The sequence below is a fragment of the Aeromicrobium changchenzhani genome (assembly GCF_057586615.1).
This window is the reverse complement of record NZ_CM172480.1, coordinates 3,196,799-3,217,988: the sequence shown is the minus strand read 5'-3', so window position 1 is coordinate 3,217,988 and position 21,190 is coordinate 3,196,799. Positions and strand designations below refer to the sequence as shown.

Here is a 21,190-nt window from a genome sequence, read left to right as displayed (position 1 = left end):
GTTTGGCGCCGAAATCGGGCAAAGGCCATGGCCTTGTGCCAATCCATTTCGGTAGGTTGGGTCCCATGGGGGCAGGAATCAAGGCCACGGGCCTGACAATGACGTACGGCAGCCTACGGGCGGTCGACGATGTGACATTCGAGGTCGAGCCGGGAGAATTCTTCGGTTTGCTCGGGCCGAATGGCGCCGGCAAGACCACGACACTCGAGATGATCGAGGGGCTGCGATCGGCAGAGTCTGGCACCGTCACGATTGACGGAATGGACCCGGCCCAGCGCAATCCGCAACTGCTCCGACGCATGGGTGTCCAACTGCAGGCATCAGCATTTTTCGAACGGCTCACCGCGCGCGAGCAACTCGACAGTTTTGGCGCGTTGTATGGCGTTGCTCGCGGTCGTGTGCAGGAGATGCTGGAACATGTTGGGCTGGTGGATAAGGCTGACACCAGGACCGAGGACCTTTCCGGTGGGCAGAAGCAGCGCCTGTCGATCGCATGCGCGCTGATTCACGATCCGGATATCGTGTTCTTGGACGAGCCGACGGCGGCCCTTGACCCGCAGGCCAGACGGAATCTCTGGGATTTGCTGCGTAGCCTCAATGATTCGGGACGGACCGTCATACTGACCACTCACCACATGGATGAGGCCGAAGCATTGTGCGATCGGGTTGCGATCATGGATGCTGGCCGAATTCTCGAACTTGACACACCGGCAGCACTCGTACGCGACCTGGATGCGCCGGTTCGGATCAGCGTTGCGCCCGGAACGCTCGATCTCGCGACAGCTCGACTAATTGCCGGTGAGGATCACGTCGACGATGAAGAAGCTGCGCTCACGATCACCACTCGTGATCCCGCACGCATCTTGGCTGATCTGGCCCAGCGGGATGCGCTTGACGGATTGTCGGTCCGGGGTGCGTCGCTGGAGGATGTGTTCCTTGAGCGCACCGGGCGGGAGTACCGCGCATGACCGGCGATAAGTGGGCTGCGCTCAAGAGCCTGTCGACCGCGATGGCCAAGGGTTTCTTCCGCGACAAGATGGCGTTATTTTTCTCGATCGTGTTTCCATTGATGTTTTTGGTGTTGTTTGGCGGCATCTTCACCAATCAGGGCGTCTCGAAGTCCGATGTGATCCAAGTCGGCCCCGTTGCAGTGCTCGACCAGGCCCCGGCCAAGGAGCGGGCAGTTCTCGACGACAGCCTCAAGATCACGAAATCCACGGACTTAAAGACCGCGATTGCGAAGGTGCGCAAGGGCGACGCCGATGCCGTGATCCAACAGGATGGTGACAAGGTCGTTGTCCATTTCTCCAAGGCCGATCAGGTCACATCGGCCGTCGTTCAAGGCACCTTTCAAGCAATCGTCCAATCGGCCAATATCGGCGCGAGCGGCCAGCCGCCCAAGTTCAGCCTCGACGGTCAGCCGGTCGAGGACGATTCCATGTCGACGATTCAATATGTCACCCCGGGCCTGCTGGGTTGGGCTATCGCGATGGGTGCAACTTTCGGTGCCGCAACCAATCTCGTCGCTTGGCGTAAGAATGGCTTGTTGCGACGCCTTCGGCTAGCGCCGGTCTCCACGAGTTCGATTGTCATGGCGCGCGTTGCTGTGAGCATTACGATCGCGGTGGTTCAGACGGTAATTTTCCTCGGCTTGGGCATGGCGGTGTTCGGTCTCAAGCTCACCGGATCATGGCCGATGATCCTGCCGCTGGTATTGGCCGGGACGTTGTCGTTCATGTCGATCGGGTTGTTAGCGGGGTCGGTTGCTAAGACGGAGGAGGGCGCTGTCGGACTCGCAAACTTCGTGGTGCTGCCGATGGCCTTCCTGTCCGGCTCGTTCTTCCCGCTCGACGGATCACCCGGCTGGGTCAGAGCGGTCGGCAACCTGTTGCCGCTCAAACACCTGAATGACGGGATGCTCGACACAATGGTGCGTGGTGAGGGACCGTCGTCGGCGGTTGTCCCGATCCTGATCCTATTGGGCTTTGCGGTCGTACTTACGGCGATCAGCGCCAAGATGTTCCGCTGGGATTCGAACTGACGGTGCAGCTTGCCTAGAGACCGCGCAGATAATCTGGGTCGTCGTCTGGGCCGCGCGTGCTGGGGTGGCGCGGGATATTGCCGGGGCCGGGCGGCCGGCCCGCGTTGCTCACACCCAGGAAGATCCACAGCAGTGGGCCGACGACGGGGATGAGGATCGCGACAAACCAGAGCAGCTTCGGGACGTATCGCGTGTTCTGTGAGGGCGTGGCGATTAGGTCGAATAGGGCATACACAAACAGCACGATGGCGATGACGATCGGAAGTGCTCTACCCATACATTTGAGTCTACCGGTCAAGGCGTGAAGCTGCCGATGATCGGGGCAAAGTAGGCTTCGCTCATGAAGGCTTTCTGGACTTATACGCTTGCCCGGCTGGGGCTGTTCTTTGGGGCGTTCGTCGTGATCAGCCTGATCGCATCGATCTGGCTGGACGTAAATCGAATCTCTGTGCTCTGGGTATTGCTGGTGTCGCTGGCCGTATCGGGAGTTGGATCCTTATTCCTGCTGAACGGCCTTCGCAACCGGCTCGCTGCCGATGTTCATGCGCGGGCCGCACGGATGAGCGAACGCATAGAGGAGTCGCGGAGTGCCGAAGACGTCGACTGAAGATCGAGCCTGGATCGCCGAGGCCATCCGCCGTGTCGATGCTGACGCCAATCGGAGTGCTGACACGCATCTTCATGCGCTGGAACTCCCGGTCGACGGGGTCGAGCTTTTCCTCAAGGACGAGTCAGTCCACCCCACTGGCAGCCTCAAACATCGTCTCGCGCGATCACTGTTTCTGTATGCATTGTGCAATGGCTGGGTCGGTCCAGGCACCACGGTCATCGAGGCTTCGAGCGGCTCGACAGCGGTCAGCGAGGCATACTTCGCGCGCTTGATCGGGTTGCCGTTCGTCGCGGTGATGGCCAAGTCAACGAGTACCGAGAAGATCGCGTTGATCGAGTTCTATGGCGGACGTACGCATCTGGTCGACGACGCCGGCGAGGTTTACGACGAGGCACGGCGGCTCGAGTCCGAGTGCGACGGGCACTACATGGATCAGTTCACCTACGCCGAACGCGCGACCGACTGGCGTGGCAATAACAACATCGCCGAGTCAATCTTCGAGCAAATGGCGGCCGAGCTGCATCCGATCCCATCGTGGGTCGTCGTCAGCGCTGGCACGGGCGGCACCTCGGCAACGATCGGTCGGTTCGTCCGTTACCGCCGCTTCCCGACTCGTATCGCTGTGGCGGATCCGGAGAATTCGGCTTTCTATGACGGCTGGGAGAGCGACAGTTCCGATGTCACGACCAGCACCGCGTCGCGGATCGAGGGCATCGGCCGTATGCGCGTCGAGCCGTCGTTCGTCGGTGGGGTCATCGACGAGATGGTGCGCGTTCCGGATGCGGCTTCGATTGCGGCGATGCGCTGGGTCTCGAAAAAGCTCGGGCGGGCTGTTGGCGGGTCGACCGGCACCAATATGTGGGCTGTGCTGCAAATAATTGAACAGATGCGAGCCGCCGGCGAGGCCGGAAGCGTTGTCACGTTGATCTGCGACGGCGGCGAACGCTACGGCGGCACCTATTACAACGATGGCTGGTTAGCCGCGCAGAACCTCGACATCACGCCGTATACGGCAGTTCTCGAAGAGTTCGCACGCACCGGAATTTTCACCCCCACCCGCTGACTCGTCAGCGGAGGTGGGAGATGACGAGGCCGGCGGTGAGGCCGATCGCGTAGAGCAGTTCGGTCAGGCCGGTGTGCTTGAGCACCGGGATGAGGTCAAGGCCATTCGCGCCGCGCGCGACGGTCACATAGGCCCTGATGGCCAAGGGCAATGCAATGAGGCCGAGCAACGCCCACGCCGTGAACGTTGCGGCCCAGATCAATGCGCCGAGTGCGAGCAGCAGCAACAGCAGGAAGAACACCCGCGAACGTTTGTCGCCGAGCACGACCGCAAGCGTACGTTTGCCGGTTTGGGTGTCACTGGGAATGTCTCGGAGATTATTGGCCACCAGGATTGAGCAGGCCAGTGAGCCGATACCCAACGCGGCGGCCACGCTCAACCAGGTGATCGACTCGGTCTGCACGTAGGTTGTCCCGATCACAGCAACGAGCCCGAAGAACACGAAGACGCTGACCTCGCCAAGCGCGCGATAGCCGTAGGGGTTGGCACCGCCGGTGTAGGTCCAAGCGGCGAAAATGGCGGCCACGCCAACGAGCAGGATCCACCACGATGACGTTGCAGCCAGGACGAACCCAAACACGCCGCCAAGCCCGAGAAAGGCGTATGCGGCACGCTTGACCGCGGCCGGGCTAGCGAGTTCCGATCCGACAAGGCGCAGCGGTCCGACCCGGTCGTCATCGGTACCTTTGACGCCGTCGGAGTAGTCGTTGGCGTAGTTGACACCAATCTGCAACGCGAGTGAGACGCCGAGTGCGAGCAACGCCTTCCACCAGATAAACGAGTCTGCATAGGCGGCCGCACCGCTGCCGGCGAGCACGGGGGCGACGGCAGCGGGGAGCGTACGAGGCCGTGCGCCTTCAAGCCAATGGGCGAATGTGGCGCGATCCGATGAAGTCACGAGAAGCAAGTGTGCCAGTCGTCTACATGTCAAGAAATAGTTGACAACGAACAGGTGTCAAGTAATAGTTGACGTATGGCCAATAAGGATCAGCGCACCGGGGTTTACTCGCTAGTCTTCATTGCTGCATTGTTCTTGGTTTTTACCTTGACCACGGACATTCCTTGGCTTAAGGCGTTGTGTGGCGTCGCGCTGGTGATCGTCTGCTGCGCTGCTGCCTGGCAATACCGGCTGAGCCGGAAAGATGACTGATCTTGCCGATGCGCTGGCTGCAGCAATCGCCAAGGTTGACCCGTCGATCGAGAAACGCATCGATGCCGACCCGCAAGCCGCACTTGATCTTGTTGTCATCACCGCTGACGCCTATTCGGCGACCGGGCAACTTCTGACCTCGGCGGTTTCGTCGGCCCGCGCTGCTGGGTGGAGCTGGGAAGCGGTCGGTAAGGCGCTTGGCATGTCCCGGCAGGCAGCGCAACAGCGCTTTGGGTTAAAGGGCGATCTACCCGATGAGGCAAATGACCGCCAGCGGATTGTCGGCCTTTCCGCGACGAATGAAATGTCGATTCTCAACGAGAAGGGCCGCCACGGCTGGCACTCGGTTGGCTTCGGCCCGATGTTCCACGAACTCGAGAAAAGCGATGGCCAGTGGGAACATCGCCGGGCGTTCGTCGGGAGTCGACGCGCCAAGAGTTTGGAAACCGAAGGCTGGGAGCGCATCGGGCACCTGTGGTTTCCCTGGGTCTACCTCAAGAAGCCGCTCGGGTTACCCGCTGAGCGCGAGGACTGAGCGTGCGGGCGTCGCTATCGCCGGTTTCGGGAGATCCGGCCGGGCTGGTCGAGTTGTTGCGCCTGTGGGTTACTGACGGCGGAGCGCCGCTTCTCGTACGTACGTCGGGTTCAAGTGGGCAGCCCAAAGATGTCGTCTTGTCGCACGCGGCCATGTTGGCTTCGGCCATGGCGACTCATTCGCGGCTGGGCGGTCCGGGTCAATGGCTGCTGGCTTTGCCGCCGACCGGGGTGGGCGGATTGCAGGTCCTCGTCCGATCGATCCTTGCCGGCGAGCGGCCACTGATCGCCGCCGAGCGCGACTCGCTGTCCGCCGCGATTACCGGGATGACCGGCCCCCGACGGTATGCCTCACTCGTCCCGACGCAACTTCATCGACTGGCCGCAGCCGGCGAACTCGACATCCTGACTGGCCTTGATGCGCTCTTGATCGGCGGTGCTGCGGTCGCCCCGGGCTTGCTGGCTACAGCGCGACGAGCGGGCATCAACATCGTGCGTACCTACGGCATGAGTGAGACCTGCGGCGGCTGTGTGTACGACGGAGTTCCGCTCGACGGGGTCCGCATACGAATCGACGACGATCGGCAGATTCACCTCGGCGGGCCCATGCTGTTCGATGGATACGCCGATCCGATAGCCACCGCGGCAGTGTTGCGCGACGGCTGGTTCGCCACGGCGGATCTCGGTGAATTCGATCCCGAGGGCCGGTTGCGTGTGCTTGGCCGTGCTGACGACGTCGTAATCAGTGGCGGGGTCAACATCGCGCTCCCGGCCGTCACGGCCGCGCTTCGCGGCAGCGCCGACGTCACCGATGCCATGGCGGTAGCAATCGATGACGCCGAGTGGGGGCAACGGGTTGTGGGTTGTGTCGTCGGATCGGTTCAACTCGATGCGATGCGTGATGCGGTTGAGGCGGCCGGTCTGCCGCGCACCTGGGCGCCTCGTCAGCTACTCATCGTCGACGCGTTGCCGCTTCTGCCCGGCGGCAAAGTCGACCGACTGGCGTTGCGGCGCCGCGCCGAAGCCGCAACCGCCTAGGCCGCGCGGACCAGTCGATCGATCGCGTGGGCGATAGCCTCGTCGCCGCCGGTGAGTTCCCACTGTCGACCGATCGTCCGGTCGTCGTCGAGGGCTGCAGCGAGCACTGCGGCGACATCGGCGCGGGGGACTGAATCGCGCGGCACCTCGATGTCGAGCCGCACTTGTCCGGTCGGGGCATCGTCGGTCAGCCCACCGGGCCGCAGGATCGTCCAGTCAAGACCGCTGCTGCGGAGCGCGATATCTGCATTGCGTTTTGCATCGGCATAGGCGGTCCAGACCTCGCCAGCGTCCTCGGCCACGGGGTTGTCAATGCCGATGACCGAGATCTGGACGAAGCGACTCACCCCGGCCGACTGTGCGCCGCCGATTGACTTCAGCGAACCTTCGAGATCGACAGTCCGTTTGCGCTCGATGTTGCCGTCCGCCCCGCCACCGGCGGCAAAGACGACGGCATCAGTGCCTGCGAAGGCAGCGGCGAATGCTTCGGCGTCGGCTGACTCGATGTCGAGGATGCCAACTGAAGCCCCCATCGCCTCGAGTTCGGCGGTGTAGTCAGCATTGCGCACAAGCGCGCGCGGTGTGTGACCGTTCGCGACAAGGATTGGTATGAGCTGCAGTGCGATCTTTCCGTGACCGCCAACGATTGCAATAGTTCCCATGAGTTCTCCCTTGCTCTGTCAGCCACGGTAACGACGCACGCAAGGTGGCGTTAGTGTCGAGGCGTGCAGGTGTACTCAATCCCCATGGTGACACGCTTCCGTGGCATCACGGTGCGCGAAGGAATAGTGTTCGAAGGCGCTGCGGGATGGAGCGAGTTCAGCCCGTTCAACGACTATGACGACACTGAGTCGGCGCCGTGGCTCGCCGCCGCACTATCCTCTGCGGAGCGGGTATGGCCAACCGCGCTGCGCGCCTCGATCCCGGTCAACTGCACCGTGCCGGCGGTTGGACCGGAGGCCGCCGCGGCCGTCGTGACCAGCAGCCATGGCTGTCGTACCGCCAAAATCAAGGTTGCCGACCCCGGTCAGAGCATTGCCGACGACATCGCTCGCGTCGAAGCGGTCCGCGATGCGCTCGGCCCGGGCGGCAAACTGCGCATCGACGTCAACGGCCTCTGGTCGGTTGACGCAGCAATTGCCAACATCGCACTTCTCGACCGTGCAGCCGGCGGGCTTGAGTATGTCGAACAGCCCTGTCGCAGCGTCGAAGAACTGGCTGCCGTCCGCCGCAAGGTTGACGTACCCATTGCCGCGGACGAATCGATCCGGCACGCGGCTGACCCATTGCGAGTCGTTCAGTTGGATGCTGCCGATGTCGCAGTCTTGAAGGTCCAGCCGCTCGGCGGCGTCGCGGCCTGCCTGCGAATCGCCGAAGAGATCGGTATTCCGGTGGTCGTGTCCAGCGCCCTCGAAACCTCGATCGGTCTGGCCGCTGGTCTTGCGCTCGCTGCGGCACTGCCGGAATTGCCGTATGCCTGTGGTCTAGCCACGACTGCGCTGCTGAGTGCAGATGTCGTGGGCCAATCGCTGATCCCGGTCGACGGTGCACTGCCGGTCGGCCGTACGGCCGTCGACCCCGCCCGACTGGCCGCAGTCGCTGCGGATGCCGAGACGACCGAACGTTGGCACGCTCGTATGGACGCGGTACGCGGAGTACTCGGACGGGGAGTGCTCGGATGAAGCTACTCGGACGGGGCGTGCGCCGGTGAGGATCCCGCATGGCGCAACCGCGATTGCGCGCAGCCTCGTGCACAATTTGATCGACTTTGGCGTCCGCGATGCGGTGCTGTGCCCCGGGTCGCGATCGGGGCCGCTCGCGATTGCGCTGGCTGCCGCCGACTCTGCCGGGGCACTGCGTCTCCACGTCCGGATCGACGAACGTGAAGCCGGTTTTCTGGCCCTGGGTCTGGCGAAGGGTTCGCACCGCGTTGTTCCGGTCATCACTACGTCGGGCACCGCGGTCGCCAATCTTCACCCAGCGCTGCTCGAGGCTAAGCACGCGCGTGTGCCGTTATTGGCGATCACTGCCGACCGCCCAGCACGGCTGCGCGAGACCGGAGCCAATCAGACGACAGAGCAACGAGCTATTTTTCCGGGCATCCCGTTTACCGATCGGGTCAGTGAGATTCTCGGCAGGCTTAGGACAGATGGTCCGCTGCACCTGAACGTCGAACTCGACCAGCCGCTGCTTGAACCGATCGATTGGGGGTTCACACCTAGCACCCAGCCCGCTTGGACGATGGCGATTCCCGCGTCTGACCGGGTTGATGTTCCACGTCTGACAATCGGCCCGCGCACGGTTGTTGTTGCCGGTGATGACGCAAAACAACCAGCTCGTCACGTGGCCCGCGACGCCCACTGGCCGCTGCTGGCCGAACCGAGCTCGGGTTCACGCAATGGCCATGATGCCCTCATCGCCTATCGGCTTCTCCTTGAGCATTCACCGCTTGCTAGCCGAATCGAGCGGGTCGTGAGTTTCGGTCACGCGACGCTCTCCCGTCCGATTTCGAGCCTGTTGGCGCGCACCGACATTGAGGTCATCCATGTTGGTGATCAGTCGACATTCCCGGTGCTCGCCGGCCCGAATGTCCGCTTCGTTGACGAGGTCGCGGTCGATCGGGCCGACGACGGCATCTGGCTCGACGCCTGGAAGGCAGCCGACGGCGCTGCGGTCGCCGCGATCGACAAAACCCTCGACGGCAGCACCCCGTATGACGTTGCCCGAACCGTGGCCGATGCCGTCCCCCCAAATGGTCTGCTGTTCGTCGGGTCGTCCAACCCAATCCGTGATCTTGATCTGGTGGCGCGGCCATACACGGTGGGGGAGCGCCGCTACGTCATGGCGAACCGCGGACTTGCCGGGATCGATGGCGTGCTGTCTAGCGCGATCGGGGCGGCGCTCGCTCGCAGTTCCAGCCGTGCGCTGCTCTATGTCGGTGATCTGACCTTCTTACACGGCAGCAATGGATTGCTGATCGGCCCGAACGAACCACGCCCCGATCTCACCATCGTGGTCGCCTCTGATGACGGTGGCAGTATCTTTGCGACGCTCGAACAGGGCGCTTCGGAGTATGCGGACAGCTTCGAACGAATCTATGCAACGCCGACGGGCGCCTCGATCGTCGACCTTTGCCGTGGGTATGGGGTTGAACACCAGCTCGTTGAACCGGCCGATCTGGCGGCGATGATCGATGTGCCAGCCGCCGGTATACGCGTTTTGGAAGTCCCGCTCGACCGGCACGGGCGGCGCGAACTCGTCGATCGAATTTCATCCGCCGTGCGAGATGCGGTCGCCGATATCTTGCCCTGACCTCATACCCGAAGTACGTTATGAGGAACCTAGGTTCGGAAAGAGTCGTTCATGCCCGAAGAGAAATTTGATTACATTGTCGTTGGTTCGGGCAGCGCGGGCGGCGTCATTGCTGCACGATTGAGCGAAAACCCATCGCATCGCGTCCTGCTGCTCGAAGCCGGCGGTGAAGATGATGCGGACGAGATCAAGATTCCGGCGGCCTTCCCCACGCTGTTCAAAACCAAATGGGACTGGAACTACTGGACTGCCGGTCAGAAGCAGCTACACGGCGCACGCAAGGATTGGCCGCGGATGAAAGCGCTCGGCGGCTGCTCCTCCATGAACGCCATGATCTACATTCGCGGAAATGCCGCCGACTACGACGAATGGCGCGACGCCTACGGAGCAACCGGCTGGGGTTATGACGATGTCCTTCCCTACTTCAAGAAGGCCGAGGGCAATACCCGCCTGGCTGGCCGCTTTCACGGCACCGACGGCCCATTGCACGTCGAGGATCGCCGCTACACGCATGAGCTGAGCGAAGCCTGGGTCGATTCCGCGGTTGCCACGGGGCATAAGCGCACCGATGATTTCAACGGCGCCGAACAGGATGGCGCTGGCCTCTATCAGGTGACCTGCAAGAAAGGCCGTCGTTGGTCGGTTGCGGATGCCTACATCCGCCCCGCGATGGGCCGACCGAACTTCACCGTGCGCACGAATGCGTTTACCACGAAGATCCTGCTCGAGGGCAATCGCGCGGTCGGAGTGACCTATTCGCAGGGCGGGCAGGAGCATACGGTTCACGCGGAGGCCGAGATCATCGTCAGCGCTGGCGCCATCAATACCCCGCAGCTGCTCATGCTGTCCGGTATCGGGCCGGGCGCACATCTGCGCGAGATGGGTATCGATGTCGCGGTTGAGTCGCCGGGTGTCGGCCAGAACCTACAGGATCATCCGGCCGCCGGATTCATTGTCTACACCAAGAACACCACCGATCTTGCTGAGTTCAGCAACGTCGGAAATCTGTTGAAGTGGAAGGCAACCGGCAAGGGCCCACTCGCATCAAATATTGGCGAGGCTGGCGCATTCCTTCGCAGTCGTGACGGCCTTGCCGCCCCCGACCTCCAGATCCATATGGCGCCGGCGGGCTTCTATGACAATGGCATGCATGAGCCGGTCCGCCGTGCAGTTACGGTCGCGCCGACCCTGGTCAACGTGCAGAGCAAAGGAACGCTTCGGCTGCGTTCGGCCGATCCAACGTGGCATCCACATATCGATCCGGCCTACTTTGAGGACCAGGCCGATCTTGATGCGTTGGTTGCCGGCTTCCATCGCGTGAGCGACACGCTTCGCGAGGGTCCGTTCGCCAAATTTATCGATGAACCATGGATGCCGGCTAGTTTGCGACCCAACGACGACGAAATTATCGAGACGATCCGAAGGCTTACGCAGACGCTCTATCACCCGACCAGCACCTGCGCGATGGGAACGTCCGCCGATTCTGTTGTCGATCCCGAACTGCGGGTCCGCGGTGTCGAAGGCCTCCGGGTCGCCGATGCCTCGGTCATGCCACGGGTGCCGCGCGGCAATACCAACGCGCCAACCATCATGATCGGCGAAAAGGCTGCCGATCTCATTAAAGGAGCATCATGACCGCGACCGTCGATACCGCAACTGATACGAGTGGTTCTGTCCCGACCTTCGAGTCGCTCAACCCGGCGACCGGCGATGTCGTCGGTGTCCATCCGATCACTAGCGCAGCCGAAGTCGATGCCGCTGTCGAACGTGCCCGGGTCGCAGCCACGTGGTGGGGTGCGCTGACATTCGCTGAGCGTGAGGAAATTCTGCTCAAGTGGAATGCGGTTATCACCAGGCGGATGGGGCAATTGGCCGATATTGCGCATCAGGAGACTGGCAAGCCGCATGGGGATGCGCAGCTAGAAATCGTGCTCGCGATTGATCACATTGCGTGGGCCGCCAAGCACGCCAAAAAGGTCCTCGGCCGACACCGAGTCAACCCGGGACTACTGATGGCCAATCAGGCCGCGACGGTCGAATATCATCCACTCGGTGTCGTCGGCGTCATCGGACCGTGGAACTATCCGGTCTTTACCCCGATCGGTTCGACTGCCTATGCGTTGGCGGCTGGCAATACGGTGGTGTTTAAGCCAAGTGAATACACGCCGGCAGTCGGCCAATGGCTAGCAAACACCTTCGCCGAAATCGTTCCCGATCATGACGTTTTCCAAGTCGTGACTGGGCTGGGTGAAACTGGCGCCGCGTTAGCTGGCGCGAAGGTCGACAAAGTTGCCTTCACCGGATCGGGCGCGACGGGCAAGAAGGTCATGATGGCGGCCGCCCAGAATCTGACACCGGTCATTATCGAGGCGGGCGGCAAAGACTCATTGATTGTTGACGAAGATGCCGATCTTGCCGCGGCAGCTGATGCTGCGGTATGGGGTGCGATGTCAAATGCGGGACAGACCTGTATCGGCGTCGAGCGGGTGTACGTCCACGAGCGTGTTTTCAATCCGTTCATGGCCGAGGTCATGAAGCAAGCCAAGTCATTGCGAGCCGGTGGCGATCCCGAAGCGCCGATTGGTCCGATCACGATGCCCTCGCAACTCGGCATCATCAAGCGGCACATCGATGACGCAATCGCCAAGGGCGCCAAGGTTGTTCTCGGTGGCGCGGACGCAGTTGGCGAGCGGTTCGTTCAGCCGACCATCCTGACCCATGTCCCCGAAGACTCGGTGGCAATCACCGAGGAGACCTTCGGTCCCACGATGACGGTCAATCCGGTTCAGGACATGGACGAGGCGATCCGGCTCACGAATGCGACTGATTACGGCCTAGCGGGGACGGTGTTCGCGAAGAAGAACGGCGTCGACATTGCGAGCCGCATCCGCTCGGGTATGACTTCGGTCAACTCGGTCGTGGCGTATGCCGGTGTGCCGGGTCTGCCGTTCGGTGGTGTCGGTCAATCCGGCTTCGGTCGTATCCACGGACCCGACGGCCTCAAGGAATTCACCTACGCCAAGTCGATCACCAGTCAGCGGATTAAACCGCCGATGCTATTGACCTCGTTCACACGCACCGGCAAGACGGACTCACGCGCCGCCACGCTGATCACGATGCTGCATGGCGGCAAAGCGACGTTGCCCAAGTTGCCCAAGAAAAGCAGCTGACCATCGCTCCCGGCTGCTTATTGGCGTAGGTGGCCGGGTGGTCGTGGTGGTTTTGGTGGTCGGGGTTGGTATTCGATGATCGGTTCTGGTTTTGAGGTGTAGTTGTGGCCGGTTGGGGTGCGCCAGATAATGTCGCCCGAGCCACTGCCGGTGATCTTCCAGCCGGGTAAATGTTTCAACGCGTGGGACCTGGTGCAGAGGCCTTGACCGTTGTCGAGGCTCGTGGGGCCGTTGTCGGCGTGGAACGGTCGGATGTGGTCGTATTGGCTGATCCGACAGCTGCAACCCGGTTGGCGACAGGTGCGGTCGCGGGTGGCGATCAGGTGCCTGAGTGGGCCGGTGAAGCGGCGTCGTTTGGGGTCGCAATCGACCAGCGATCCGGTGGCTGGGTCGGTAAACAGTCTGCGGATCCACGCTTGGTGGCCGGCGGCGACCAGGTCGTGGGCCAGGTCGGCGGGGATCGGGCCGTAGCCAGCGAGAATAGCGGGTAGTTGTTCGGTCCCAAACATGGTGCCCACGCTCATGGCGACACCGAGTTCGACGTTCACTCCTGTCACGGTCTTCTGGCCAGTAGTGCGCAGGATCAGCTCGTCAAATCCCCCGAGGACTTCGTCCAGGGAGGTGCCCCCAGACCGGGCCAGGCTTTGGGCTTTGCGGGCCGTCATCCCAGCGATGTGTGGAGCAAGACGCTCGTCGAGTATGCCGCATTGCAGCAGGGTCAGGCCGGTGGACTCTTTGACGACCAGTTTCGCGGCCTGCTCGCTAATCCCGCCAGCAGCAAACACGCCAGCGGTTTTGGGCAGCCGGGCAAGACCAACAGAAAAACCGTATTGGGTTGCGGCCGCTGATAGTGAGATGTTGCGTGCCATGCCGAGTTCGCCGATTCCCCCAAGGACTGCGTCCAGGGAGGTGCCCCCACCGACAGCGATGGGTCTTCACGCGCGATCTTGGCCGCCGCAGAACGCGAATCATGCAATGCCTCGACCTGCACAGCTTGCTCGGCCTGCGCCGCCCTAATCGCCCGATCGAGGGCGGTAATCGCATCGATTCGCTCAGCCCCCATCGGATCATCTGGGCTATCAAAATCATGGCTGCGCACGGACGAAAGCACGTCGTCGGCAGCCACAATTTCGAACATACCTACACGCTAGCCACCACCACTGACAGCCACCCACACCAACAATCCACCTCGGAAAATCAGTGGAAAATGGGGTTCATCCCGGTCGGTTTCAGTGATGCTCGAAAAGTGAGCAGATGTGATGCGGCGGGTTGCTCACTATTGGAGCATCACCGACAGCCGGTGGGACTGTCTCGTTAAGGGCGCCGCTCTGGTCAAGCGGCGTGGCTAGGCTGGTTTCGAGTATGTGCGTCCTATGCGACACGGCGAGGACAACTACCCGACCTTCGTGCCCGACTCGATGACTACGCCCTGATCTGTGAGTCGAACTTCCAATTGAGATCAGTAGCAGGCCAAGTCGTTCTGGTTTTGTCAGCGGTTTGAAAAGCCCCAAGGACCCATCCGAAAATGAAACTCCGGAGAGAGCACATGGCGCAGCGGGTTGTGATCGTCCGGATGGGATCTGGGGCGGCCTCAGTGTCAGCTGAACGTGAACCAGCTGGGGGCCTTGTTTCGGAACTCATCCCCGGACAGGACACCTGCACCTGCGGGGATGCGTCCTTCGATCGGTAGACCGGTGATCCGCGGCAGATCGTCCCGGTTGGCGCGCTCGACGAAACTGGGATCCTCGGCGTAGGAGCCGATGACGATGTGGGGCTCGTGCCTAAGGACTGGGCGGAGGCTTTCGAGTGTCAACTGGAAGTGGTTGAGCGTCCCGAGCGCCTCATGTCCAACGACGATGACTTCGGCGCGCAGCGTCTGGGCTAGGTCTTTGATCGTGCCGCCCTCGAGGTCGATCCGAACGAGCAGTCCGCCGACGCCCTCGATCAGGATCGCGTCGGCCTCGATCTTGCGAATACGGGTCGCCAGCTCGGCGATGGTAGGTAGCGTGACGAGTTCTATCATCGCTGCTGACTCGGGGGCGAGTGCGGCCTGGAGTCGGACGAACTCGTGGACGAATGTGTTGCAGCTGAGACGAACGACCTCATTGATGTCACCGGAGTCGTCGGCCTCGACACCGCTTTGGACAGGTTTGACGATCGCGACTTTGAAGTCGCGCTCTTCCAGGGACACGGCAAGCGCCGCGGTCGTGACAGTCTTGCCGACATCAGTGTCGGTGCCGGTAACGATGATGAAGCGGGAGTGCGGGAACTTCATCGGGTCACCTTGGTGATGACCGCGCAGGCCGTGGAGAGTTGTTCGTCGGTGAGGCCGGCGCTGGCGGTGATGCGCAGCCGGCTGATGCCGTCCGGAACCGAAGGCGGTCGAAAACAGCCCACGCGAAGGCCTCCGGAGGCGCACTCGGCCTGGGCGGCGAGAGCCTCGAGCGGCCCGGGCATCTCCACTGACATGACGGCGCCGGCCGGAGCGGTGATGCCCGCGGCCGCGGACACGGCAGTGGCAACGGCGTTGACCCGGTCGACGAGCGCCGGCGTCTCGGCGATAATGCGCAAAGCCTCCAACGCGGCGCCGGCGGCGGCGGGGGCGAGCCCGGTATCGAAGATGAACGGCCGTGCCCGGTTGATGAGGTGCTCGACGACGGCGCCGCTTCCGAGAACGGCTCCGCCTTGGCTACCGAGGGCCTTGGACAGTGTCATGGTCACGATGACGTTGTCCCGGCCAGCGAGACCGACGGCGTGGACGAGTCCGCGACCTCCCCCGGCGACACCGATGCCGTGAGCTTCGTCAACCAGCAGGATCGCCTCGTGGCGGTCGCACAGGGCAACGAGTTCAGTCAGTGGGGCTTGGTCGCCGAGGACCGAGTAGATCGACTCGGCCAAGACGATCGCCCGCGTCTGTGTCCGGAAGGCGAGTGCGTTTTCAACGGCGGTGAGATCGTTGTGGCCGACGACCTTGAGCGTCCCTTTCGCGAGCCGGCACGCATCGATGAGAGAAGCGTGGATATGCCCGTCGGAGACCAGCAACGTGTCGCGGTCGCTGAGCGCCGTGACGGCGCTGAGATTGGCGTGATAGCCCGTCGAGTGAACCAATGCGGCTTCTTGGCCGGTGAAGTCGGTGAGGGTGTCCTCGAGATCGGAATGGACCGGTAAGGTGCCGGTGACCAGCCGCGATGCGCCGGCTCCGGCTCCGTAGTGAAGGGCGGCGCGGGCCGCGGCGGCCATCACCCTTCGGTCTCGGCACAGTCCGAGGTAGTCGTTGCCGGCCAGGTCGATCAGCGAGTCATCGGTCCGGGGCACGAGGCGACGGACAAGGCCGTCGCGTTCGCGGATCTTCGCCTGGGCGGCCAGCCAATCGGGCAAGGTCATTGCGCTCCTGCTGCGGCGACCAGTGCAGTCGTGATCGTCGCGAGATCGTCATCGGTGCTGATGTAGGGCGGCATTGTGTAGATCAGGTCGCGGAACGGCCGGACCCACACGTCGTGGTCAAGGGCGATATTGGACACAATCGCCATGTCGACGGGTCGGTCCACTTGGATGACCCCGACCGCACCCATCGTGCGAACATCGGCGACGCCGGAAAGTGCGCGAGCGGGGGCGAGGCCTTCAGCGAGGCGTGTCTGGATGTTCCCGATCGTCGCGCGCCAGTCCGAACCAGCCAGCAGGTCGAGGTTGGCGAGCGCGACGGAGCAGGCCAGTGGGTTGGCCATGAACGTCGGACCATGCATGAGCGCGCCGGATTCCGAGGCGTCGATTCCTGAGGCGACCTCGTCCTGGCAGAGCACTGCGGCAAGGGTCAGGTAGCCGCCGGTCAGGGCCTTGCCGACGCACATGATGTCGGGAGAGACAGCCGCGTGATCGACTCCGAACATCTCTCCGGTGCGGCCGAAACCGGTTGCGATCTCGTCGGCGACGAATAGCCAGCCGCGGTCAGTTGACCGGTCACGCAGCCACGACAAGACTGCGGGTGGGTAGACGTGCATACCGCCAGCGCCCTGGAGGACCGGCTCGAGGATGATCGCGGCGACATCGTCCCGGTCGAGCAACGGTTCGGCCGCGGAGATCCATTCGGCGATGTCGGCGCCGAGGCCGGCGGGGGGTTGGGGCAGGAAGACCTGATCGGCGAGAACGTCGGTGAACATCGAGTGCATGCCGCCGACCGGATCGCACACGCTCATCGCGCCGAAAGTGTCACCGTGGTACCCACCACTGAGGGACACGAACTTTGTGCGGCCGGCGTGTCCACGGCCACGCTGGTATTGCAGCGCCATCTTGATCGCGACCTCGACCGAGACCGACCCCGAGTCCGCGAAGAACACTTTGTTGAGGCCTGCCGGCGAGAGGTCGACGAGGCGCCGGGCGAGCTCGATGGCCGGTTCGTGTGTCAACCCGCCGAACATGACATGAGACATCGTGTCAATCTGGGCGTGCGCGGCGGCATCGAGGACGGGATGCCGGTAACCGTGGATCGCGGCCCACCACGATGACATCGCATCCACGGGTCGCCGACCGTCGTCGAGCGTGAGCCGGACACCTGACGCAGATCGAACCAGTAACGCGTCCCGGCCAGAGTTCATCGGGGCATACGGATGCCAGAGGTGCTGGCGGTCGAAGTCGAGGAGGTCGGTCATAGCGAAATCAGGGTATCTTCCGTGGAGCGGGGGTATGACACCGCACCTGAACAGTGTTCAGGTAAGTTTTCCAGCATGACTGACGTACTGCAGATTGCCCGCGATAACGTGCTCGACCAGGGCCTCGGACTTTCCGAGGATCATCTGGTCGAGATCCTGCACCTATCTGACGAACAGATCCCCGAACTCCTCGAGCTGGCCCACGCGGTCCGTATGAAGTGGTGCGGCCCCGAGGTCGAGGTCGAGGGCATCGTCTCCCTCAAGACCGGCGGATGTCCTGAGGACTGCCACTTCTGCAGCCAGTCCGGCCAGTTCCAGTCACCCGTGCGTGCCGTCTGGCTCAACATCCCCGAGCTCGTCGAAGCCGCCAAGGAAACCGCCAAGACCGGCGCGACCGAGTTCTGCATCGTCGCGGCCGTCCGTGGCCCCGACCAGCGCCTCATGGACCAGGTCCGCGAAGGCATCAAGGCGATCCACACCGAGGTCGACATCAACATCGCCTGTTCGCTCGGCATGCTGACGAAAGGACAGGTCGATGAATTCGCCGAGATGGGCGTTCATCGTTACAACCACAACCTCGAAGCGGCCAAGTCGTACTTCCCGCAGGTCGTCTCGACCCATTCGTACGAAGAGCGCTGGGACACCTGCCTCATGGTGCGCGAAGCCGGTATGGAGTTGTGCTGCGGCGGACTTGTCGGCATGGGCGAATCGATCGAGCAGCGCGCCGAGTTGGCCGCCCAGCTTGCGGTCTTACGGCCCCACGAAGTGCCGCTCAACTTCCTCAACCCCCGTCCCGGCACTCCCTTCGGCGACCAAGAACTCATGAGCTCGCAGGATGCGCTGCGAACAATCGCTGCCTTCCGCCTGGCGATGCCCCACACGATTCTGCGCTACGCCGGCGGACGCGAACTCACCCTCGGCGACCTCGGTACCCGTGAGGGGCTCCTCGGTGGTGTCAACGCCGTCGTCGTCGGCAATTACCTCACGACCCTCGGCCGGGACGCCAACGAGGACATCGACTTGTTGGCAGAGCTTGGGATGCCGATCAAGGAACTTCAGAAGACGCTCTGATCGCCCCATGATGAAGACGTTCTGCAACCAATGTGGGGAGGCCTCGGACGCTCGCGACCACAGCCAGTGCGCGGACCTGCTGCGAATGGAACCCCCGCGCTTCTGCGCCCAATGCCGCCGCCGCATGGTCGTCCAGGTCGCTCCCACAGGCTGGCACGCGAAATGCGCAGTGCACGGCGAACAACACTCATCGCAACCCTGATCCGGCAAACGGCGAACTCGAGTCGCCAACTCAGCTCTACTACGAAGCAGCTGCGAACAAACCCGGACCAAGATGACGGTCCCCATGACCGATAACAGGAGCACGCAGGATTTCATCAACGCCGCTTCCGCAACACTCGTTCGACATTGCGTGTCTCTTGCTTTCGCCCTCGACGCACAAGCGTTGGGCCGCATGGCTACATCTATGGCCAGGTCTAAGTTTGACCTTCCGGGGCTGGCCCAGGTTTGGACCACCGGACCTTGCAGCAGCCCACGTGTGGTCGTCACGAGCGCTGCTTCGCGGAGCGACTAACTGTGCGGCAAACGGTCGAGCGTTTCAACCGACCTTGATCCCAATACGGTCGGCGCGTTCACAGGCTCCGCTCCTAACGCGGCCTGACAACCGTCAAGCCTGTGACACCCCAAGGCGTCAACCAAATCGAGCCAGTCCCTAGCTGTCAGGCAAACGTGAGAGCCAGCCAGGCCACGAAGCCGACTAGGATCACCGCTTCGAGCACATGGGCCAAGTCCCGCGGGAGATCGACACAATCCACGCACCGAAGACACCAGTTGAAACAATCTGGCTTGCGTCCCTTTCGATCACGGCGCCGATGACCAGAACGACGAGGGCGAGAGCAACCGCCGACCGGATTGCGATGTCGATCTGGGGGCGACTAGTCATCGCGGTGAACTCCATGTGTCCATGTTCTCAGCCGGATAGGCACCTTGGGGGCGGGTGGCAGCCGGCTGACGTCTGCGGCAGCAGTTTGACTGCGACGTTTCGGTATCCAGATGCGTCGGAACCTATAGGTTTCGAGACACCTCAGTGCCGCAACTGTCGCTTCAGGTGCCCGGTATGACGCCGGCTTGCGGAACCGTCCGGTGAGGAAAGACGGGGACATGCTGATCCATATATCGTGCTGTCGATGCGTGATCTTCGACGGTGCCAGACTGACCGGCTTGAGCTAACGGCCATTGACGTCAGTGACATCGACGCCGTCTATGGATTGGAGTCCGATCCTCGGGTGTGGGCACATTTTCCATCCGGGGTGTACACCGACCGCGCGAAGATTTCTGAGTGGTTGGTTGAGCAAGTCGCAGCCTGGGAACGTGACGGGCTCGAACACAATCGTACTTCGAAAGCCGTGGCTGAGAAGTCAGGGCTGCATCTGGTGTGGCGTGGTGACGATGTGGGCAACCCGAATCGCGACGCCGTGCTGGAGCGGTTGACGCAGGGTGGCCGGGCGTTCCGTCCCACAGCGGCATAGAAGCACGCCAAGATAAGCGCCCCAAGGCAGTATCAGTCGATTGCCGCGATCGTCTCATACCCCGCATCGGTGATGACCTCAACTGCCAGGCTTGGCCAGCCGATCAAGCTTCTCAACTGCACCGCGCTCACTGGTGCTGCTCTACGCCGCACTTTGCTGGGAAGAAAGTGCACGGTTGTCCCGCTGGTCCCGTCGGCCTCAATCGGTGCCAGATCAGTCACAGGCATGCCATTTTCGTAGCGCTGGGTCCACGCCCCGCTGTGGCGTTGGTTGGTATGGATGAGCCACTCGCTCAGCGCCGCGACGACCGATATCCCCCGGCGAGGATGACTATCGGGAAGGATTTGAGCGTCGGGGAAGTCAAAGAACCGGAGGTCTCTGGTCGCCATGACCGGTTTCTTGATCGACTGGCCGTAATCGTCGTGACGGGTGTCGGTTCCTCGACCGTTGTCCGTCACAGAAACCGAGCCGTCGGCATGCAGCCTGACAGTACAGCGCCCTGACGTCGTACTTTCGGCTTCGTCAACCGGGTACGCAATGACCTCCAGGATCAAGTGCGGGATGCCGCCTGGCGCGAACTCAGTCGGGCGGTTGCGGATATTGGCGAGGTGTTCGGTGTCGACAGTGTTTGACCAGTGAAAACCATGACATGCACGTCGGGCTCGTCGTCGCTGGCGCCGGTACGCAACCAGTCGGGTCGGAGTCGATGCACGGTGCGCCATCCAGTCGCGGTGTAGAGAGATATCGCCGCTGGGTGGTTCGGGAGTACTTCCAGGCACGGGTACAACCCACAGCTCAGTGCGTCATCGACCACGACCCGCATCAGCTGGCTCCCGAGTCCGATGCCACGTGCCTCGACTGCGGTGAAAAGGCTGTTGACTCAGGCGAGCTTGCTCGTGCCGCACCCGTGGGCGCGTGCGCAAACCTCGTTGAGAAGTTTGGCTTCGGGGAATCCCCGCAACGGGCCGGTGTGGCACACATGCCCTACGGGCTGATTGGCCAATTCGGCGGTCCACGCCGCCAAGACATGACGCTGCTGCGGTGACCACCCGGGCGTGTTCGGTTTTCGTCCACCAGATCGCATAT

General features: G+C 62.5%; 24 protein-coding genes. 14 read left to right on the top strand and 10 right to left on the bottom strand.

Annotated elements, in window-relative coordinates; translation table 11 throughout:
- The first annotated feature begins 65 nt into the window (after positions 1-65).
- Positions 66-968 carry an ABC transporter ATP-binding protein gene (locus tag AC2YB9_RS16235; protein WP_487266401.1) on the top strand — a complete coding sequence of 301 codons (903 nt, stop codon included), beginning with the start codon at positions 66-68 and terminating at the stop codon, positions 966-968.
- The gene (locus AC2YB9_RS16230) at positions 965-2,041 is read left to right on the top strand and encodes an ABC transporter permease (RefSeq protein ID WP_487266400.1); all 1,077 of its coding nucleotides are present in this window, start codon (positions 965-967) and stop codon (positions 2,039-2,041) included. The genes AC2YB9_RS16235 and AC2YB9_RS16230 overlap by 4 nt, the downstream gene beginning before the upstream one ends.
- Positions 2,042-2,054: 13 nt before the next feature.
- On the opposite strand, the gene AC2YB9_RS16225 is transcribed toward AC2YB9_RS16230, so the two are convergent.
- Positions 2,055-2,318, bottom strand: coding sequence for a PLD nuclease N-terminal domain-containing protein (locus tag AC2YB9_RS16225; RefSeq protein WP_487266399.1), 264 nt, complete (start codon positions 2,316-2,318; stop codon positions 2,055-2,057).
- A gap of 63 nt (positions 2,319-2,381) precedes the next feature.
- Here AC2YB9_RS16225 and AC2YB9_RS16220 point away from each other — a divergent pair, with 63 nt between their 5' ends.
- Together AC2YB9_RS16220 and cds1 are read left to right on the top strand one after the other, a co-directional pair.
- The gene (locus AC2YB9_RS16220) at positions 2,382-2,648 is read left to right on the top strand and encodes a DUF4229 domain-containing protein (RefSeq protein ID WP_487266398.1); all 267 of its coding nucleotides are present in this window, start codon (positions 2,382-2,384) and stop codon (positions 2,646-2,648) included.
- Complete coding sequence (cds1, locus tag AC2YB9_RS16215) at positions 2,629-3,714, top strand: L-cysteine desulfhydrase Cds1 (RefSeq protein ID WP_487266397.1); 1,086 nt, start codon at positions 2,629-2,631, stop codon at positions 3,712-3,714. The genes AC2YB9_RS16220 and cds1 overlap by 20 nt, the downstream gene beginning before the upstream one ends.
- A 4-nt stretch (positions 3,715-3,718) precedes the next feature.
- On the opposite strand, the gene AC2YB9_RS16210 is transcribed toward cds1, so the two are convergent.
- Positions 3,719-4,612, bottom strand: coding sequence for a 1,4-dihydroxy-2-naphthoate polyprenyltransferase (locus AC2YB9_RS16210; protein ID WP_487266396.1), 894 nt, complete (start codon positions 4,610-4,612; stop codon positions 3,719-3,721).
- Positions 4,613-4,687: 75 nt separating this feature from the next.
- Between AC2YB9_RS16210 and AC2YB9_RS16205 the strand changes: the two genes are divergently transcribed.
- Genes AC2YB9_RS16205 through AC2YB9_RS16195 form a run of 3 tightly spaced genes read left to right on the top strand, consistent with a single transcriptional unit; the run spans position 4,688 to position 6,436 of the window.
- Positions 4,688-4,864, top strand: a complete 177-nt coding sequence (locus tag AC2YB9_RS16205) for a hypothetical protein (protein ID WP_487266395.1) — start codon at positions 4,688-4,690, stop codon at positions 4,862-4,864.
- A complete protein-coding gene (locus tag AC2YB9_RS16200; protein WP_487266394.1) occupies positions 4,857-5,399 on the top strand; it encodes a hypothetical protein in 543 nt (180 codons plus the stop codon). Before AC2YB9_RS16205 ends, AC2YB9_RS16200 begins: the two co-directional genes overlap by 8 nt.
- Positions 5,400-5,401: 2 nt before the next feature.
- Positions 5,402-6,436 (top strand): AMP-binding protein, encoded by a 1,035-nt coding sequence (locus AC2YB9_RS16195; RefSeq protein ID WP_487266393.1) that lies wholly within the window; start codon positions 5,402-5,404, stop codon positions 6,434-6,436.
- Here the strand turns inward: AC2YB9_RS16195 and AC2YB9_RS16190 are convergent.
- Complete coding sequence (locus tag AC2YB9_RS16190; protein WP_487266392.1) at positions 6,433-7,098, bottom strand: NAD(P)H-binding protein; 666 nt, start codon at positions 7,096-7,098, stop codon at positions 6,433-6,435. The genes AC2YB9_RS16195 and AC2YB9_RS16190 overlap by 4 nt on opposite strands.
- Positions 7,099-7,161: 63 nt before the next feature.
- Between AC2YB9_RS16190 and AC2YB9_RS16185 the strand changes: the two genes are divergently transcribed.
- The 4 genes from AC2YB9_RS16185 to AC2YB9_RS16170 are packed head-to-tail and all read left to right on the top strand — an operon-like array spanning position 7,162 to position 12,918.
- The gene (locus tag AC2YB9_RS16185; RefSeq protein ID WP_487266391.1) at positions 7,162-8,118 is read left to right on the top strand and encodes an o-succinylbenzoate synthase; all 957 of its coding nucleotides are present in this window, start codon (positions 7,162-7,164) and stop codon (positions 8,116-8,118) included.
- 25 nt (positions 8,119-8,143) lie between these two features.
- Positions 8,144-9,748: a 2-succinyl-5-enolpyruvyl-6-hydroxy-3-cyclohexene-1-carboxylic-acid synthase gene (gene menD, locus AC2YB9_RS16180; RefSeq protein ID WP_487266390.1), complete on the top strand. Its 1,605-nt coding sequence runs from the start codon at positions 8,144-8,146 to the stop codon at positions 9,746-9,748.
- A 51-nt stretch (positions 9,749-9,799) separates the two neighbouring features.
- A complete protein-coding gene (locus AC2YB9_RS16175; protein ID WP_487266389.1) occupies positions 9,800-11,383 on the top strand; it encodes a GMC family oxidoreductase in 1,584 nt (527 codons plus the stop codon).
- Positions 11,380-12,918, top strand: coding sequence for an aldehyde dehydrogenase family protein (locus AC2YB9_RS16170; protein WP_487266388.1), 1,539 nt, complete (start codon positions 11,380-11,382; stop codon positions 12,916-12,918). The genes AC2YB9_RS16175 and AC2YB9_RS16170 overlap by 4 nt, the downstream gene beginning before the upstream one ends.
- Positions 12,919-12,935: 17 nt before the next feature.
- Here AC2YB9_RS16170 and AC2YB9_RS16165 read toward each other — a convergent pair whose 3' ends face one another.
- From AC2YB9_RS16165 to AC2YB9_RS16150, 4 genes are all read right to left on the bottom strand, one after another.
- Complete coding sequence (locus tag AC2YB9_RS16165) at positions 12,936-13,787, bottom strand: HNH endonuclease signature motif containing protein (protein WP_487266387.1); 852 nt, start codon at positions 13,785-13,787, stop codon at positions 12,936-12,938.
- 728 nt (positions 13,788-14,515) lie between these two features.
- Complete coding sequence (gene bioD / locus AC2YB9_RS16160; protein ID WP_487266386.1) at positions 14,516-15,193, bottom strand: dethiobiotin synthase; 678 nt, start codon at positions 15,191-15,193, stop codon at positions 14,516-14,518.
- Positions 15,190-16,302: an 8-amino-7-oxononanoate synthase gene (locus AC2YB9_RS16155; protein WP_487266385.1), complete on the bottom strand. Its 1,113-nt coding sequence runs from the start codon at positions 16,300-16,302 to the stop codon at positions 15,190-15,192. Before AC2YB9_RS16155 ends, bioD begins: the two co-directional genes overlap by 4 nt.
- Complete coding sequence (locus tag AC2YB9_RS16150; RefSeq protein WP_487266384.1) at positions 16,299-17,564, bottom strand: adenosylmethionine--8-amino-7-oxononanoate transaminase; 1,266 nt, start codon at positions 17,562-17,564, stop codon at positions 16,299-16,301. Before AC2YB9_RS16150 ends, AC2YB9_RS16155 begins: the two co-directional genes overlap by 4 nt.
- A gap of 75 nt (positions 17,565-17,639) precedes the next feature.
- Here AC2YB9_RS16150 and bioB point away from each other — a divergent pair, with 75 nt between their 5' ends.
- Together bioB and bsaP are read left to right on the top strand one after the other, a co-directional pair.
- Positions 17,640-18,635: a biotin synthase BioB gene (gene bioB / locus AC2YB9_RS16145; protein ID WP_487266383.1), complete on the top strand. Its 996-nt coding sequence runs from the start codon at positions 17,640-17,642 to the stop codon at positions 18,633-18,635.
- A gap of 7 nt (positions 18,636-18,642) precedes the next feature.
- The gene (bsaP, locus tag AC2YB9_RS16140) at positions 18,643-18,837 is read left to right on the top strand and encodes a biotin synthase auxiliary protein BsaP (protein WP_487266382.1); all 195 of its coding nucleotides are present in this window, start codon (positions 18,643-18,645) and stop codon (positions 18,835-18,837) included.
- A 501-nt stretch (positions 18,838-19,338) separates the two neighbouring features.
- Here the strand turns inward: bsaP and AC2YB9_RS16135 are convergent.
- Positions 19,339-19,518, bottom strand: coding sequence for a hypothetical protein (locus AC2YB9_RS16135; protein ID WP_487266381.1), 180 nt, complete (start codon positions 19,516-19,518; stop codon positions 19,339-19,341).
- Between the two features lie 244 nt (positions 19,519-19,762).
- Here AC2YB9_RS16135 and AC2YB9_RS16130 point away from each other — a divergent pair, with 244 nt between their 5' ends.
- On the top strand, positions 19,763-20,104 hold the full coding sequence (locus AC2YB9_RS16130; RefSeq protein WP_487266380.1) for a GNAT family N-acetyltransferase: 342 nt from the start codon (positions 19,763-19,765) through the stop codon (positions 20,102-20,104).
- A gap of 32 nt (positions 20,105-20,136) precedes the next feature.
- Here the strand turns inward: AC2YB9_RS16130 and AC2YB9_RS16125 are convergent, their stop codons facing one another.
- Positions 20,137-20,562: a hypothetical protein gene (locus AC2YB9_RS16125; RefSeq protein ID WP_487266379.1), complete on the bottom strand. Its 426-nt coding sequence runs from the start codon at positions 20,560-20,562 to the stop codon at positions 20,137-20,139.
- Between the two features lie 92 nt (positions 20,563-20,654).
- Positions 20,655-20,927: a GNAT family N-acetyltransferase gene (locus tag AC2YB9_RS16120; protein WP_487266378.1), complete on the bottom strand. Its 273-nt coding sequence runs from the start codon at positions 20,925-20,927 to the stop codon at positions 20,655-20,657.
- Positions 20,928-21,190 lie beyond the last annotated feature (263 nt).

Excerpts from the sequence above, each read along its gene's own strand:
- AC2YB9_RS16235 (WP_487266401.1), top strand. The coding sequence starts at position 66 with ATGGGGGCAGGAATCAAGGCCACGGGCCTGACAATGACGTACGGCAGC.
- AC2YB9_RS16230 (WP_487266400.1), top strand. The coding sequence starts at position 965 with ATGACCGGCGATAAGTGGGCTGCGCTCAAGAGCCTGTCGACCGCGATG.
- AC2YB9_RS16225 (WP_487266399.1), bottom strand. The coding sequence starts at position 2,318 with ATGGGTAGAGCACTTCCGATCGTCATCGCCATCGTGCTGTTTGTGTAT.
- AC2YB9_RS16220 (WP_487266398.1), top strand. The coding sequence starts at position 2,382 with ATGAAGGCTTTCTGGACTTATACGCTTGCCCGGCTGGGGCTGTTCTTT.
- AC2YB9_RS16205 (WP_487266395.1), top strand. The coding sequence starts at position 4,688 with ATGGCCAATAAGGATCAGCGCACCGGGGTTTACTCGCTAGTCTTCATT.
- AC2YB9_RS16200 (WP_487266394.1), top strand. The coding sequence starts at position 4,857 with ATGACTGATCTTGCCGATGCGCTGGCTGCAGCAATCGCCAAGGTTGAC.
- AC2YB9_RS16190 (WP_487266392.1), bottom strand. The coding sequence starts at position 7,098 with ATGGGAACTATTGCAATCGTTGGCGGTCACGGAAAGATCGCACTGCAG.
- AC2YB9_RS16175 (WP_487266389.1), top strand. The coding sequence starts at position 9,800 with ATGCCCGAAGAGAAATTTGATTACATTGTCGTTGGTTCGGGCAGCGCG.
- AC2YB9_RS16170 (WP_487266388.1), top strand. The coding sequence starts at position 11,380 with ATGACCGCGACCGTCGATACCGCAACTGATACGAGTGGTTCTGTCCCG.
- AC2YB9_RS16165 (WP_487266387.1), bottom strand. The coding sequence starts at position 13,787 with ATGGCACGCAACATCTCACTATCAGCGGCCGCAACCCAATACGGTTTT.
- bioD (WP_487266386.1), bottom strand. The coding sequence starts at position 15,193 with ATGAAGTTCCCGCACTCCCGCTTCATCATCGTTACCGGCACCGACACT.
- AC2YB9_RS16155 (WP_487266385.1), bottom strand. The coding sequence starts at position 16,302 with ATGACCTTGCCCGATTGGCTGGCCGCCCAGGCGAAGATCCGCGAACGC.
- AC2YB9_RS16150 (WP_487266384.1), bottom strand. The coding sequence starts at position 17,564 with ATGACCGACCTCCTCGACTTCGACCGCCAGCACCTCTGGCATCCGTAT.
- bioB (WP_487266383.1), top strand. The coding sequence starts at position 17,640 with ATGACTGACGTACTGCAGATTGCCCGCGATAACGTGCTCGACCAGGGC.
- bsaP (WP_487266382.1), top strand. The coding sequence starts at position 18,643 with ATGATGAAGACGTTCTGCAACCAATGTGGGGAGGCCTCGGACGCTCGC.
- AC2YB9_RS16135 (WP_487266381.1), bottom strand. The coding sequence starts at position 19,518 with ATGACTAGTCGCCCCCAGATCGACATCGCAATCCGGTCGGCGGTTGCT.
- AC2YB9_RS16130 (WP_487266380.1), top strand. The coding sequence starts at position 19,763 with ATGCGTGATCTTCGACGGTGCCAGACTGACCGGCTTGAGCTAACGGCC.
- AC2YB9_RS16120 (WP_487266378.1), bottom strand. The coding sequence starts at position 20,927 with ATGCGGGTCGTGGTCGATGACGCACTGAGCTGTGGGTTGTACCCGTGC.